This is a genomic window from Psychrobacter raelei (assembly GCF_022631235.3).
In the GTDB taxonomy this organism is placed as follows: Bacteria; Pseudomonadota; Gammaproteobacteria; order Pseudomonadales; family Moraxellaceae; genus Psychrobacter; species Psychrobacter raelei.
On sequence record NZ_CP093310.2, the window covers coordinates 858114 to 873114 of the forward strand.

The window sequence follows — 15001 nt, forward strand, 5'->3', positions numbered from 1 at the left end:
AAAATTCGGTCATAATAAAGCCAGTGTCTGAATTAAGATACTGGCTTTATTTGTATCACGTCGCACTGCAGTGTCCTAAAACAGCATCATATCTGAGTAGGAGGCATTATAAAGACACCTGATAAAACAGCGCTAACCCAGCAACAACTCTTCTAGCATACGCTCATAAATCTGAGCCAATTTACCAATATCATCAATCTCCACACGCTCATCCACCTGATGAATGGTCGCATTACGCACGCCAAGCTCGACCACTTGCGCACCAGTTGGCGCAATAAAGCGGCCGTCAGAAGTACCGCCCGAGGTCGATAACTGAGTGTCGGTACCGGTAATGTCTTTGATGGCTACTTTACACGCATCCACCAGCTTGCCTTCAGCAGTTAAGAACGGATTACCTGATAACTTCCAGTCAATCTCATAGGTAGCCTCAGTATTGGCAAATTGCTTATCCAAGATTTCATGGGTTTTGGCGCGTAATTCTTCTTCGGTGGTTTCAGTCGAGAATCTAAAGTTAAACACCACCTCAACGCTTTCTGGAATCACATTGTTTGCACCAGTACCACCGTTGATGTTTGAGATTTGCATCGACGTTGCTGGGAAAAAGTCATTGCCTTTGTCCCATTCAGTAACGCTAAACTCAGCCAAAGCAGGCAATAAAGCGTGAATTGGATTAACCGCTAAATGAGGGTAGGCGACATGGCCTTGTTTGCCGGTCACCGTTAAAATACCGCCCAACGAGCCACGGCGTCCATTTTTGATCACATCACCTAAGCTGTCTGTACTTGATGGCTCACCGACTAAGCAATAGGTTATTTTCTCATTTCGTGCTTCTAAAACCTCAACCACTTTAACCGTACCATTAATTGATGGGCCTTCTTCATCTGAGGTAATCAGCATGGCGATTGAGCCATTATGGTCAGGATGGTTTTTGACAAAGCGCTCAGTAGCGACAGTAAAGGCGGCAATACCGGTTTTCATATCAGCCGCACCACGTCCCCAAAGGTAGCCATCATGTACTTTGGCGTCAAAAGGTGCAATGCGCCAATTGTCCGGATTACCGGTAGGCACCACATCGGTATGGCCGGCGAAGCACACCACAGGGTCTTGGTTGCCACGTCTGGCCCATAGGTTTTTTACCTGTGCATCGCGTCCGCTGGCTTGCTCATCACCAAAATACATAAACTCATGCGCAAATCCAAGCGGGCTTAAACGCTCAACCAATACCTCCTGACAGCCTTTATCGTGAGGTGTCACAGAGTCTCGGCGCATCAGCTCAATACTAAGCTCTAAGGTTTGTTTCTGATGGTCAGTGGCGGTATTCGATGGGTCGCTTGTGTGCATAAATTCCTCAAGATATAAAGTAAAGGCTAAAAGATAGGGCTAAAAAAGGGGTGGGGCAATTGTAGTATGCCGCATAGGGCTTATGACGTATAGCGCCTTATTAAGTCATCAGCCTGCCGTTAGCTATAGTGGCTCGGCAATGAGCAGGGCATCATCACAGCGTAGCCAAGTGGCAATAGAGTAGCGCTGGCGATGGGCAAGCTCGACTTGGTGCAGCAAGTTACTATCAAAGATAACCAAACGATTGGCTTTAGGCATAAGCTGATGCGTCTGTCCCTCACTGTCTATAATAGACAACTCACCGCCGTCATCAAGTGTCCAGTCATCATTAAGGTAAAATACCGCCGAAATTACCCGCTCATCTCGGCCGACCGGATTGTCAGAATGCCACTTATAACCAAATCCTGGTGGATAGCAGGCATAATGCGCCTCACTGTGACGAATACCGGCAAATAAGGTGCGATTAAACAAAAAGGCCAGATCATTAATGCTGTTGAGATAGTAAAAGCCGGCAAAAAAGTCCTTAGTAATCCAGCGAATTCTATCGCCGCGAATGTCCGTTTTGCGTACGCCTTCAGTCAGCTTGGCATCTCGATACTCAACAAAGCCACTTTCTGCTTGCAGCGCCAATAACGCTGTGGGCTGATACAGATCATCTAAGACGATAAAGCCTTGCTTGACAAAGCTATCGAGCATGTCTGCATCAAGTCTTTTTGCCCAATCTACCGCAAAGTCAGCTTGTTCAAGCATCTTTTGGGTGTCGCTTAAATCAAATTTGGGCACAAGAGCCTGTTTGAGTGAAGGACTTAACGATAAATAGTCTGTGTCAGGAGGCAGTTGCTTTAGCACTTGCTGCGCCAGCTGTTTGGATTGCACTAAATCGTCGGGAGTTAAAGGTGGTGGAATGGCTATGGTGATTGGGTCTTGGGGAGTGCAAGGGGTAGTGTTGAGGTTGCTTTCAATTTCAATTAAGGGGCTATCATTTAAGCTGTTTTCAATTAAGCTGCTTGTAAGGGTCGTTTTAACGACTGAGGCCATTGGTGGATTCCCGATTATCACTACTTTATTAAACCAAAAAGTTGGTAAAACAGAGCGTAGCAGTTAAAAAGTGCTGAGTTATAGGTCTAGATGGGTACTATTAACCATTAATATACTCATTTTAAACCAGCTTATGCTACCATAGAACTAATTTTTGATAATGAACCTTTCTACACTAAAACAAGCTAACTTATGAATTACAAACATGCCTATCACGCCGGTAATTTTGCCGACGTTGCCAAACACATTTTACTGGTACAACTGCTGAATCAAATGAGCAAAAAGGGCAAACCTTATTATGCTCTTGATGCTTACGGTGGTCGTGGTCTTTACTCACTAAGCAGTGAAGAGGCACGAAAAACAGGCGAAGCCAAAGCCGGTGTCCAAAAGATTTTGGAGGCTGATGTCTCTGAAGCACCTGAAGCGGTTCGTCAGTATGTAGACGATATCAAACAAGCCCGTCAGACTTATGACAAGTATGTCTATCCAGGATCACCTTGGTGGATCGCCAATCATGTTGAAAAACATCCTGAAGTTAAGGTGCGCGCAGAAGCTTTTGAGTTTAAAAACACCGAATACGATGCCCTAAACTATCAGCTGTATCAATTGCCTATCGGTATTCACAACCGTGATGCCTTTGAAGGTATTCGCGCAGTGATCCCGCCCGTAGAGCGCCGCGGTGTGATTTTAATTGATCCGCCTTATGAGCAAGAGCACAAAGACTTTACTCGTTTAGTGGAGCTGTTGGTTGCTTCTATGACCAAGTGGCCACAAGGCGTGTATGCGTTATGGTTTCCTATCAAAAATATTGAAGCGGTTGAGCTTTTTTATAAAAAGATGAAGCGTACCGGTATTCGTAAGCAGCTACTGTGTGAGCTAAATATTTATCCGAATGATGTGGCAGTGGGCCTAAACGGTACCGGTATGCTCATTATTAATCCGCCTTGGCAGTTTGATCAACATGCGCGTCAGATTTTAAACTTCATCCAACCTTTAATGCGCCCTGAAGATGCGCCTGATTTACCACAAAGCCAAGCAGTAAACGTGCGCTGGCTAGTGGGCGAATAGCGATTAGTAGAAAACGAATTGACGAATAATTGAAGGTTAGATCCTAGAGGGATGTAGTATGACGACTCCAGATTCATCGCAGCCAGATGAGGCACCGCTTAATCATCCGCAGCCTACACGTCAGACAGAGTCTGGTATTGAAGGCTTGGATAGCTTGACTTTTGAAGTGATTGAGCAAGAGGTGGCAGATGGTAAGCCTGTGGTCAGCCGCGGCGTGTATTTGGCACCCAACCTAATCACTACGCTGTCCTTGTTATCAGGTTTTTTCTCAATTCTATCTAGTACTCAAGGTCACTTCTACAAAGCTTCCTTGGCCATCTTTTTGTCCGCTATCTTGGATGGCGCTGATGGCCGAGTAGCACGCATGCTCAATGCGCAAAGCCCTTTTGGTGAGCAATATGATTCATTGGCAGATATGCTTGCCTTTGGTGTGGCACCCGCCATTTTAATCTATAGCTTTGCGCTTCAGCCCTTAGGGCGGGTGGGCATTGCCTGTGCGTTCGTATTTACAGCTTGTGCCGCATTTCGTTTGGCACGCTTTAACGTACAAATTGGCGAAGTAGACAAAAAGTTCTTCGTCGGCTTGGCCAGTCCATTAGCGGCGATATTAGTCACGAGTGCCGTGATGGTTGCTATTGATCACGACCAGTGGATTGGTCAGTATGACATTCAGGTGATGATCATTGCTGCAGTGTGGGTAGTGATTTGTGGTCTACTTATGGTCAGTAACCTCAAATACTACAGCTTTAAAGAGTTTGATAAAAAGAAAGTTCCTTTTGTGGCATTGATTATTGCTGTATTAGTTATGGGTATTGTTTTATATGATATTCCAGTGGGTATTTTAGCCATTGGCATTATTTATGCTTTGTCGGGCATTGTCTCAACCTTAAACACCAAAGTTAAAGGTTAGACTTTATAGCTAAGTTAATTGGTGCTTAGTTGCCTTAATATGGCCACTGGTCATTTATTTCAAAAAAGATTAAAAATGCAGTTGACAGAAAAAATAAACCCTCTATAATACGCCCTCACTAAGACGGACATAGGGCAATAAATCGAGAGATTAAAGCTGGTCAGCTTAGAGAAAATTAAAAATTAAGTGTTGACAACGATATTAAAATCTATATAATAGTCAGCCTGCTCAGCGATAATGGTGTTACTAATTAATAACAACGATGCTAAGCAAAGATACAACTTAGGCTTGGACGACAAGCTAAGTAATTATTTAAAAGCTTAAATCAAAGAACAACTTGTGTGGATTTTTGCTGATTTAGGATGCTAAAAATTAAAGTTGGGACGTCATCTTTTCGGTGATGTGACTAACTATAAAAATTATCATTCTTTATTAGTAGAAAAACTCGAAGTTAATTCATTATATGAAACATACGGAAAAGCAATTTGCTAGTATTGAATGAGCCAAGTTTAGAAGCTTCTTTAAAGAGCTTCATAGCAAGATTAAACTGAAGAGTTTGATCATGGCTCAGATTGAACGCTGGCGGCAGGCTTAACACATGCAAGTCGAGCGGTAACAGGAGAAGCTTGCTTCTTGCTGACGAGCGGCGGACGGGTGAGTAATACTTAGGAATCTGCCCAGTAGTGGGGGATAGCTCGGGGAAACTCGAATTAATACCGCATACACCCTACGGGGAAAAGGGGGCGCTTGCGCTCTCGCTATTGGATGAGCCTAAGTCGGATTAGCTAGTTGGTGGGGTAAAGGCCTACCAAGGCGACGATCTGTAGCTGGTCTGAGAGGATGATCAGCCACACCGGGACTGAGACACGGCCCGGACTCCTACGGGAGGCAGCAGTGGGGAATATTGGACAATGGGGGCAACCCTGATCCAGCCATGCCGCGTGTGTGAAGAAGGCCTTTTGGTTGTAAAGCACTTTAAGCAGTGAAGAAGACTCTATGGTTAATACCCATAGACGATGACATTAGCTGCAGAATAAGCACCGGCTAACTCTGTGCCAGCAGCCGCGGTAATACAGAGGGTGCAAGCGTTAATCGGAATTACTGGGCGTAAAGCGAGCGTAGGTGGCTTAATAAGTCAGATGTGAAATCCCCGGGCTTAACCTGGGAACTGCATCTGATACTGTTAGGCTAGAGTAGGTGAGAGGGAGGTAGAATTTCAGGTGTAGCGGTGAAATGCGTAGAGATCTGAAGGAATACCGATGGCGAAGGCAGCCTCCTGGCATCATACTGACACTGAGGTTCGAAAGCGTGGGTAGCAAACAGGATTAGATACCCTGGTAGTCCACGCCGTAAACGATGTCTACTAGTCGTTGGGGAACTTGATTCCTTAGTGACGCAGCTAACGCAATAAGTAGACCGCCTGGGGAGTACGGCCGCAAGGTTAAAACTCAAATGAATTGACGGGGGCCCGCACAAGCGGTGGAGCATGTGGTTTAATTCGATGCAACGCGAAGAACCTTACCTGGTCTTGACATATCTAGAATCCTGCAGAGATGCGGGAGTGCCTTCGGGAATTAGAATACAGGTGCTGCATGGCTGTCGTCAGCTCGTGTCGTGAGATGTTGGGTTAAGTCCCGCAACGAGCGCAACCCTTTTCCTTAGTTACCAGCGGTTTGGCCGGGGACTCTAAGGATACTGCCAGTGACAAACTGGAGGAAGGCGGGGACGACGTCAAGTCATCATGGCCCTTACGACCAGGGCTACACACGTGCTACAATGGTAGGTACAGAGGGCTGCTACACAGCGATGTGATGCGAATCTCAAAAAGCCTATCGTAGTCCAGATTGGAGTCTGCAACTCGACTCCATGAAGTCGGAATCGCTAGTAATCGCGGATCAGAATGCCGCGGTGAATACGTTCCCGGGCCTTGTACACACCGCCCGTCACACCATGGGAGTTGATTGCACCAGAAGTGGGTAGCCTAACTTTTAGAGGGCGCTCACCACGGTGTGGTCGATGACTGGGGTGAAGTCGTAACAAGGTAGCCGTAGGGGAACCTGCGGCTGGATCACCTCCTTATTGACGCATCCGGTCAGCAAGAATTCACAACAAGTTGTTCTTTGGTTTAGCAAGCTCTTAAGGGTCTGTAGCTCAGCTGGTTAGAGCACCGTGTTGATAACGCGGGGGTCATAAGTTCAAGTCTTATCAGACCCACCACTTATAATACGGAAAGCACTAGAGAATCACAGATTCTCTCTTGCGAAGCTAAAATGTGCTCCCAGCACATTTATATACGCTTCTCAGGGGCCATAGCTCAGTTGGTAGAGCGCCTGCCTTGCACGCAGGAGGTCAGGAGTTCGACTCTCCTTGGCTCCACCATATTGGATACAGATTTAAGAGTGAAAAGATATAAGCCAGAATTAAGCAATTGATAAAACGATTACTTACTTCTGTTTTATACAGAAACTATATGACGACTGGATGACAGCGTTATTACTATTTAAAAACATAGATATGAGTTGTAATACGGTTAGACGATGAATCATTCACTGAGCCATTGTCTAACCAGTAACCAACCTTTTAATGACATCAGTTGTTATCCCAAGGGGTTGGTTACAAAGTAAAGAGAACTGAATCAAGCGTAAATTATCAAGGTGATATCGTTATAATTACGACAAACAACCTGTTAAGAACTAGATTTATGCATTGGTTAAAACACCTCGGATTACTTCGAGGTTGTCTTTAACCAATAGTAAATAAAAGCTTAGCGAACCAAGACTACTTGGGGTTGTATGGTCAAGTAATTAAGCGCACATGGTGGATGCCTTGGCAGTCAGAGGCGATGAAAGACGTGACAGCCTGCGATAAGCTTCGGGGAGGCGGCAATATCCTGTGATCCGGAGATTTCTGAATGGGGAAACCCACTTAGCGTAAGCTAGGTATCCTAATTTATTAGGAAGCGAACGAGGGGAAGTGAAACATCTCAGTACCCTTAGGAAAAGACATCAATAGAGATTCCCCTAGTAGCGGCGAGCGAACGGGGAGGAGCCGACGGATTTATATGTAGAAGAACAGTGTGGGAAAGCTGGCCATAGTGGGTGATAGCCCCGTATTCGAAACATATAATGAAGCATATTAAGTAGTGCGGGACACGAGAAATCCTGTATGAAGATGGGGGGACCATCCTCCAAGGCTAAATACTCCTGACTGACCGATAGTGAACCAGTACCGTGAGGGAAAGGCGAAAAGAACCCCTGTGAGGGGAGTGAAATAGAACCTGAAACCGTGTGCGTACAAGCAGTGGGAGCACCCTTGAGGTGTGACCGCGTACCTTTTGTATAATGGGTCAGCGACTTATATTCTGTAGCAAGGTTAACCGTTAGGGGAGCCGTAGGGAAACCGAGTCTTAATAGGGCGCCATAGTTGCAGGGTATAGACCCGAAACCGAGTGATCTATCCATGAGCAGGTTGAAAGTGCCGTAACAGGCACCGGAGGACCGAACCCACTGTCGTTGAAAAGCCAGGGGATGACTTGTGGATAGGGGTGAAAGGCTAATCAAACTCGGTGATAGCTGGTTCTCCCCGAAAGCTATTTAGGTAGCGCCTCGGACGAATACCATTGGGGGTAGAGCACTGTTTCGGCTAGGGGGTCATACCGACTTACCAAACCGATGCAAACTCCGAATACCGATGAGTAATATCCGGGAGACACACGGCGGGTGCTAACGTCCGTCGTGGAGAGGGAAACAACCCAGACCGCCAGCTAAGGCCCCAAATTCCTAGTTAAGTGGGAAACGAAGTGGGAAGGCATAGACAGCTAGGAGGTTGGCTTAGAAGCAGCCATCCTTTAAAGAAAGCGTAATAGCTCACTAGTCGAGTCGGCCCGCGCGGAAGATGTAACGGGGCTCAAACTAGGAGCCGAAGCTGCGGATTTGAAAATTGTTTCAAGTGGTAGGGGAGCGTTGTGTAAGCCTGTGAAGGTGTATCGTAAGGTATGCTGGAGGTATCACAAGAGCGAATGCTGACGTGAGTAACGATAATGCGAGTGAAAAGCTCGCACGCCGGAAGATCAAGGGTTCCAGTCCAACGTTAATCGGGGCTGGGTGAGTCGACCCCTAAGGCGAGGCCGAAAGGCGTAGTCGATGGGAAATCGGTTAATATTCCGATACTTGTTTATGATGTGATGGAGGGACGGAGAAGGTTATGCCAGCCTGGCGATGGTTGTCCAGGTGGAAGGATGTAGGTAGACGGCTTAGGCAAATCCGGGCTGTTAATACTGAGATCTGATAGCAAGCTGTACTTGTACAGCGAAGTGGCAAATACCATGCTCCAGGAAAAGCTTCTAAACTATAGTCATAAACGAATCGTACCCTAAACCGACACAGGTGATCAGGTAGAGAATACCAAGGCGCTTGAGAGAACTCTGCTGAAGGAACTAGGCAAAATGGTACCGTAACTTCGGGAGAAGGTACGCTGTGGATGGTGAAACCCTTGCGGTGTAAGCTATTGACAGTCGCAGATACCAGGCTGCTGCAACTGTTTATTAAAAACACAGCACTCTGCAAACACGAAAGTGGACGTATAGGGTGTGATGCCTGCCCGGTGCTGGAAGGTTAATTGATGGGCTTAGCGTATGCGAAGGTCTTGATCGAAGCCCCAGTAAACGGCGGCCGTAACTATAACGGTCCTAAGGTAGCGAAATTCCTTGTCGGGTAAGTTCCGACCTGCACGAATGGCATAATGATGGCAGCGCTGTCTCCAGCAGAGACTCAGTGAAATCGAAATCGCAGTGAAGATGCTGTGTACCCGCGGCTAGACGGAAAGACCCCGTGAACCTTTACTACAGCTTTACATTGAACTTTGACCTGACTTGTGCAGGATAGGTGGGAGGCTTTGAAGCAGATACGCCAGTATCTGTGGAGCCATCCTTGAAATACCACCCTGGTCATGTTGGGGTTCTAACTCAGGTATAACAATACCGAGGACAATGTATGGTGGGTAGTTTGACTGGGGCGGTCTCCTCCTAAAGAGTAACGGAGGAGTACGAAGGTGCGCTCAGAACGGTCGGAAATCGTTCATAGAGTATAAAGGCAAAAGCGCGCTTAACTGCGAGACCCACAAGTCGAGCAGGTACGAAAGTAGGTCTTAGTGATCCGGTGGTTCTGTATGGAAGGGCCATCGCTCAACGGATAAAAGGTACTCTGGGGATAACAGGCTGATACCGCCCAAGAGTTCATATCGACGGCGGTGTTTGGCACCTCGATGTCGGCTCATCTCATCCTAGGGCTGAAGCAGGTCCTAAGGGTATGGCTGTTCGCCATTTAAAGAGGTACGCGAGCTGGGTTTAGAACGTCGTGAGACAGTTCGGTCCCTATCTACCGTGGGCGTTGGAAATTTGAGAGGATCTGCTCCTAGTACGAGAGGACCAGAGTGGACGAACCGCTGGTGTTCGGGTTGTCATGCCAATGGCATTGCCCGGTAGCTACGTTCGGATTGGATAACCGCTGAAAGCATCTAAGCGGGAAGCCAACCTCAAGATTAGATTTCCCTTAAGAGCCGTTCAAGACTAGGACGTTGATAGGCAGGGTGTGGAAGCGCAGTGATGCGTGTAGCTAACCTGTACTAATTGCTCGTTTGGCTTGACCATACAACACCCAAGTGGTTTTGTATAAGCTATAATTATTTCGATATCATCCTGATAATCATTTATAAATAATCACTTATTAACAGTGACTTGATTCAGGTTCTTGATATAATAGTCAAACAAAGTTAAGCTCACCCTTAACCAACTCATATCTATACCCCCTTTGCTGACGACAATAGCACGATGGAACCACCTGATCCCTTCTCGAACTCAGAAGTGAAACATCGTCGCGCCAATGGTAGTGTGGTTCGCCCATGTGAGAGTAGGTCATCGTCAGCTCCCTATACCTTAAAGCCCCTATTCATCCGAATGGGGGCTTTTTTTATGTGCTCTATAAGAGATTTGTATGTTGCTTTCTGGAGCTTAATCCAAGGTGTTCTACCCAAAGCAAACAATCGCTTACCCATACAGCCCACTACTTTTGTTATGGTGTCTCTCTATCAACATTAACAAAAGTACTACTGCTATGACTCCTTCCAAACTATTCGATTTAACCAATAAGACAGCTATTGTGACCGGTGGCGCCAATGGTATCGGCAAAGCATCTGCTATCCTACTTGCCCAGCACGGTGCTAATGTCGTTATTGCCGACCTAAAATTAGACGATGCACAAAAAGTCGCTAAAGAGATAACCGCTCTAGAGGACACAGATGCTCAAGCATTGGCCATTGAGTGCAATATTTTAAAAGATGATAACTTAACCAATCTTGTTGATAAAACCATTGAGACATTCGGTGCGGTTCATATCCTGATTAATAATGCTGGCGGCGGGGGCGGCGGAAAAGAAAACCCCTTTGAGATAGACGTTAGTGATTTTAAACGTGATTTTGAGCTGAACGTATTTAGCGGTTGGCGTCTATGTCAGCTGGTTGTGCCACATATGAAAAAAGCAGGTTATGGCTCTATTATCTTCACGACCTCTATGGCCAGCATCAATAAAAGCCCTAACATGAGCGGTTATGCCAGCTCAAAAGCTGCGGTTAATCATATGGTCGCAAACCTTGCTCACGACTTTGGCCCAGAAGTACGCATTAATGCCGTAGGACCAGGCGCCACCAAAACAGACGCTCTGCAAACGGTGTTAACGCCTGAGCTTGAAGATAAGATGTTAGAGCATACTCCAATTAAGCGCTTAGGCGAACCTGAAGATATTGCAGGGGCCATGCTGTACTTTGCCTCTCCCATATCTGAGTGGGTGAGTGGACAGACCTTATTTGTAAATGGTGGGGGCACGCAGACGTTAGATTGATAATAGCAACTCTTAAACTTGCCCTTTTATAGTCAAGTCAAGGTAAAAGTGCTATCCGTTACTCTATGCAGTACTTTCAAATTAAGGTTCTGTATTTACATAGATTAAAGATGGATAGCGCCTGGTTGAATACCCTGATAGTCAAAAAGTCAATTTAGACGGAAATACCTTACTGCCTGGATTTATGGCTTATGTTTTTCATTTTTAGCCTGATAGGCTATGCCGTAATATGTAATAATTGTTTATTAAGTACGAGAGTTTTTAAGGAGCTTTTATGACTACCTCTACAGTTGAATACCAAGGCAATCTACGTACCCAAGCCTTACATCTACAGTCAAACAATCAAATCATCACCGATGCGCCAACGGACAATCATGGTAAAGGGGAGGCGTTTTCGCCGACCGATCTATTAGCGACGAGCCTTGCCAGTTGCATGCTGACCATCATCGGTATCAAAGCCGAGGCCATGGATATAGACGTGATAGGCACACGTGCTGAAGTGACTAAGATCATGACGGACAAACCCCGCCGAGTAAAAGAAATTCAAGTGGTCATTACTTTTAATCAGCCGCTTGATGAGCGTACCAAAAACAGACTTGAAGCCGCGGCTTTTAGCTGCCCTGTGGCAAAAAGTCTACACCCTGATATTGAACAAAACGTGACCTTCCACTATCCCAGTGGTGAGTAATGTGTCGGCTAAGACCTTATTGATTGTTGCGCATGCACCGTCACCGAATACCCAAAAGTTGGCTCAAGCGGCCTTTGATGGGGCCAATCATTCTGATTTAGACGTTACGGTGATTCTCAAGTCGCCACAAGAGACTCAGCCTGGTGATGTGCTTGCTGCTGACGCTTTATTGTTAGGCACCACAGAAAATCTAGCTTATATGGCAGGGTTGACCAAAGATTTCTTTGATCGCTGTTATTATCCAGTGCTGGATAAAAAGCAGGGCCTACCTTTTGCTGTCTATATTAGAGCAGGTCATGATGGGATAGGAACCAAACGGGCACTACAGACGATAACCACAGGACTGCGCTGGGAGTGGGTTCAACAGGCATTGATATTGCAAGGTGAGTGGCAGGATGTATTTGCTGAGCAAGTCGCAGAGCTAGCGATGACGTTAGCAGCGGGTGTTGAGGCAGGTGTTTATTAACTCAAGTTTTATGTGCTCATGAGTGATCATCAGCACAGAGACCGTAGGCTGATTATCTAAGAGGGGTGTTATGAATCAACAAAATTTGGGCAATACAGATATCAGTCATAGCGCCCACCTGCCGTTTTCGCAAGCATGTGAGAATAATAAACAGCCTATTTTAGAGGTATTGCAGCACCAGTTGTCAGCTCATCATTATGTATTAGAGGTGGGCTCAGGGACAGGGCAGCATAGTGTTTACTTTGCACCCAGACTGCCGCATTTGCAGTGGCAAACAAGCGATGTGGTGGATAATCATGGGGTGATTCAAGGTTGGCATGACAAGTACCCTGCACCAAACTTACACGCACCGCTGGCCTTTGATTTGACCCGTGATGGCATACCCATAGCAGTGAGCGCGCCATCTTATCCAGATAAAAATTCGCCCTACGATGCTGTTTTTACCGCCAATACCCTGCATATTATTGCTTGGCCGCTGGTTGAGAGGTTGTTTGAGCTGGTATGGGATGCCTTGCCGACTCATGGCAAATTTATTGTCTATGGGCCGTTTAATGACAACGGTCAGTATAGTAGCGATAGTAATCAGCGCTTTGATAGGCATTTGCGTCAGCGTGATCCAAACAGTGGTATCCGTGACAAAGTCGATATTATGCATTTAGCCAAACAGCACCATCTAATTTTAGTTAATCGCTATAGTATGCCGGCCAATAATGAGATATTGGTGTTTGAAAAATCTGATATTTAAAACCTCAAGTGAATATAACGTTAACGTTAATAGCATGGCAGACCCTACAGGAAGCATTTCGCTAATAGTGCTTCAGACCAATGGTGCGTAGGGTGCCTTTATCATCAATATCTTTGATAATAAGTGACCACTCTTCATTGATTTGGACCGTGTCTCCAGGTACAGGTGCGGTATTTAGGTTGGCTTTGATAAATTCAGCAACCGTTTGTTGCCACATGTTAACCGGTGAGCCCTCTTTATCGTAAGTGACTTTGGTATTCGGCGGGGTAGAGGAGACGCTTTCATCAAAGAAGGGCAGATCACCAAGCCGAACATTGGGAGAGATCATCCAGTCACCATAAAAATCTTCCACTGAGCGCCTATCTAGCTTAATGTCATTATAAATACGAGCGATTTTGGCGGCATGATTACCCCTTAAGCCATACCAGACTCGGTCGCCATATTTTAAGCGGGTGTCTTGATCAACAATAACGATTTTTTCATTACGAATTAACGCAAAAATGGCAATTTCATCCTCACTTATACTGGAGGAGATGTCCAAGGGGTGGCGGCCCATAGCAAAAGCACCAGGCTTCACCTCAAACTCGTATAAGGTAATACTGGCCTGCTCTGATACCCAAATCTCCATCTCTTCATCAGGCTCAGCATTGCTTGGTACACGTACTTTAAATAAATTAGCCATAAACGGAATAGTGGTACCTTGTAGCACTAAGGATAAAATCACCACCCCAAAGGCAATATCAAATAACAAAAAGGCGTCCGGTAGGCCGGCCATCACCGGTAAAATGGCCAGCGTAATCGGCACCGCACCGCGCAGGCCAACCCAAGAAATAAAGCCTATTTCTCTATTTTTAAAGCCAAATGGCTTGATGCTTGAGAATACGGCGATAGGACGGGCAATCAAAATCATAAAGGCGGCGATGGCCACAGAGTAGTGCCAGACGTTGAGCACGTTTGAGGGGGTCACCAATAAGCCCAGCACCACGAACAGTACGGCTTGTGATAACCAAGCAAAGCTGTCCATAACCCTTAACACATGCTCAGTGGCGCGTACTTTATTATTACCCACTAAAATACCGGCCAAATATACCGCCAAGAAGCCACTACCACCAATTAAGTTGGTCGCAGCAAACACCGCCAGACCCGCTGACATAATTAAAATGGCATACATGCCGACCGCCAGATGTAGCTTAGGCAACATCTTCGATAACAGGTAACCAAATAATAGCCCCATGAGCATCCCAAAGCCCAATTGCTGCGCCAATAAGCTCACAAACCCTAATAAGGTTTGGCTATTTTGATCGACATTAAGCGCAATTAGGCCTGTAACCAGTAAGATAGCAAAAGGATCGTTGGCGCCGGATTCAAGCTCTAGTGTGGCTTGAACACGGTCGTTTAGCTTCACGCCGCCATTACGTAATAATGAAAATACTGCCGCTGCATCGGTTGAGCCGACAATGGCTGCCATCAATAGCCCGATACGCCAGTCGACATCCAGCAGCCAGGTGACGAATAAGCCCAGTACCAAGACGGTGGCAAATACACCCCAAGTGGCCAATACCACAGCCGGCTTTAAGCCCACACGGAAGGACTTAAAGGAGGTTCGCAAGCCGCCGTCTAATAGGATGCAGGCCAATGCCGCCTGCCCCACAAAGTTAGCAATGGCATACTGGGAGAACTCAATACCCAAAATCCCTTCTTCACCTGCCAACATACCCACCAATAAAAATAGCAGCAGTAAGGGTAGGCCCAAGCGGGCTGAAAGTGTACTGGCCATAATACTTGAGAAGATAAGTATCGCACTGACCAAATATACAATGTTTAGGGTTTCCATGAGTCCAATAAGCCTAGA

9 protein-coding genes, 2 tRNA genes and 3 rRNA genes are annotated in these 15001 nt (G+C 46.2%); 11 read left to right on the forward strand and 3 right to left on the reverse strand.

The features are described 5' to 3' along the window. Positions 1 to 132: 132 nt before the first annotated feature. Complete coding sequence (gene dapE / locus MN210_RS03670) at positions 133 to 1341, reverse strand: succinyl-diaminopimelate desuccinylase (protein ID WP_241879222.1); 1209 nt, start codon at positions 1339 to 1341, stop codon at positions 133 to 135. Between the two features lie 123 nt (positions 1342 to 1464). Continuing rightward, a complete protein-coding gene (locus MN210_RS03675; protein WP_201545386.1) occupies positions 1465 to 2379 on the reverse strand; it encodes a 2OG-Fe(II) oxygenase in 915 nt (304 codons plus the stop codon). Positions 2380 to 2571: 192 nt separating this feature from the next. Here MN210_RS03675 and MN210_RS03680 point away from each other — a divergent pair, with 192 nt between their 5' ends. The 11 genes from MN210_RS03680 to MN210_RS03730 all read left to right on the forward strand — a co-directional run bounded on the left by MN210_RS03680 (position 2572) and on the right by MN210_RS03730 (position 13149). After that, the gene (locus MN210_RS03680; protein WP_011959924.1) at positions 2572 to 3447 is read left to right on the forward strand and encodes a 23S rRNA (adenine(2030)-N(6))-methyltransferase RlmJ; all 876 of its coding nucleotides are present in this window, start codon (positions 2572 to 2574) and stop codon (positions 3445 to 3447) included. Between the two features lie 58 nt (positions 3448 to 3505). Then, on the forward strand, positions 3506 to 4357 hold the full coding sequence (pssA, locus tag MN210_RS03685) for a CDP-diacylglycerol--serine O-phosphatidyltransferase (protein ID WP_011959925.1): 852 nt from the start codon (positions 3506 to 3508) through the stop codon (positions 4355 to 4357). Between the two features lie 544 nt (positions 4358 to 4901). Then, positions 4902 to 6436 (forward strand): 16S ribosomal RNA (locus MN210_RS03690). 61 nt (positions 6437 to 6497) lie between these two features. Continuing rightward, a tRNA-Ile gene (locus tag MN210_RS03695) sits at positions 6498 to 6574 on the forward strand. Between the two features lie 86 nt (positions 6575 to 6660). Further along, positions 6661 to 6736 (forward strand) — tRNA-Ala (locus MN210_RS03700). Positions 6737 to 7151: 415 nt separating this feature from the next. Then, positions 7152 to 10004, forward strand: a 23S ribosomal RNA gene (locus MN210_RS03705). Positions 10005 to 10166: 162 nt separating this feature from the next. Then, a 5S ribosomal RNA gene (gene rrf / locus MN210_RS03710) occupies positions 10167 to 10280 on the forward strand. Together the 16S, 23S and 5S rRNA genes with 2 tRNA genes alongside form the textbook arrangement of a ribosomal RNA operon. A 187-nt stretch (positions 10281 to 10467) precedes the next feature. Next, a complete protein-coding gene (locus MN210_RS03715) occupies positions 10468 to 11250 on the forward strand; it encodes a glucose 1-dehydrogenase (protein ID WP_011959926.1) in 783 nt (260 codons plus the stop codon). Positions 11251 to 11524: 274 nt separating this feature from the next. After that, positions 11525 to 11938, forward strand: a complete 414-nt coding sequence (locus MN210_RS03720; RefSeq protein ID WP_110816243.1) for an OsmC family protein — start codon at positions 11525 to 11527, stop codon at positions 11936 to 11938. Between the two features lies 1 nt (position 11939). After that, positions 11940 to 12404 (forward strand): flavodoxin family protein, encoded by a 465-nt coding sequence (locus tag MN210_RS03725; RefSeq protein ID WP_241879227.1) that lies wholly within the window; start codon positions 11940 to 11942, stop codon positions 12402 to 12404. A gap of 70 nt (positions 12405 to 12474) precedes the next feature. After that, complete coding sequence (locus MN210_RS03730; RefSeq protein WP_241879228.1) at positions 12475 to 13149, forward strand: DUF938 domain-containing protein; 675 nt, start codon at positions 12475 to 12477, stop codon at positions 13147 to 13149. A 61-nt stretch (positions 13150 to 13210) separates the two neighbouring features. On the opposite strand, the gene MN210_RS03735 is transcribed toward MN210_RS03730, so the two are convergent. Beyond that, the gene (locus tag MN210_RS03735) at positions 13211 to 14983 is read right to left on the reverse strand and encodes a potassium/proton antiporter (protein ID WP_338412571.1); all 1773 of its coding nucleotides are present in this window, start codon (positions 14981 to 14983) and stop codon (positions 13211 to 13213) included. Positions 14984 to 15001: the final 18 nt, after the last annotated feature.

Excerpts from the sequence above, each read along its gene's own strand:
- MN210_RS03675 (WP_201545386.1), bottom strand. The coding sequence starts at position 2,379 with ATGGCCTCAGTCGTTAAAACGACCCTTACAAGCAGCTTAATTGAAAAC.
- pssA (WP_011959925.1), top strand. The coding sequence starts at position 3,506 with ATGACGACTCCAGATTCATCGCAGCCAGATGAGGCACCGCTTAATCAT.
- MN210_RS03715 (WP_011959926.1), top strand. The coding sequence starts at position 10,468 with ATGACTCCTTCCAAACTATTCGATTTAACCAATAAGACAGCTATTGTG.
- MN210_RS03680 (WP_011959924.1), top strand. The coding sequence starts at position 2,572 with ATGAATTACAAACATGCCTATCACGCCGGTAATTTTGCCGACGTTGCC.
- MN210_RS03720 (WP_110816243.1), top strand. The coding sequence starts at position 11,525 with ATGACTACCTCTACAGTTGAATACCAAGGCAATCTACGTACCCAAGCC.
- dapE (WP_241879222.1), bottom strand. The coding sequence starts at position 1,341 with ATGCACACAAGCGACCCATCGAATACCGCCACTGACCATCAGAAACAA.
- MN210_RS03735 (WP_338412571.1), bottom strand. The coding sequence starts at position 14,983 with ATGGAAACCCTAAACATTGTATATTTGGTCAGTGCGATACTTATCTTC.
- MN210_RS03730 (WP_241879228.1), top strand. The coding sequence starts at position 12,475 with ATGAATCAACAAAATTTGGGCAATACAGATATCAGTCATAGCGCCCAC.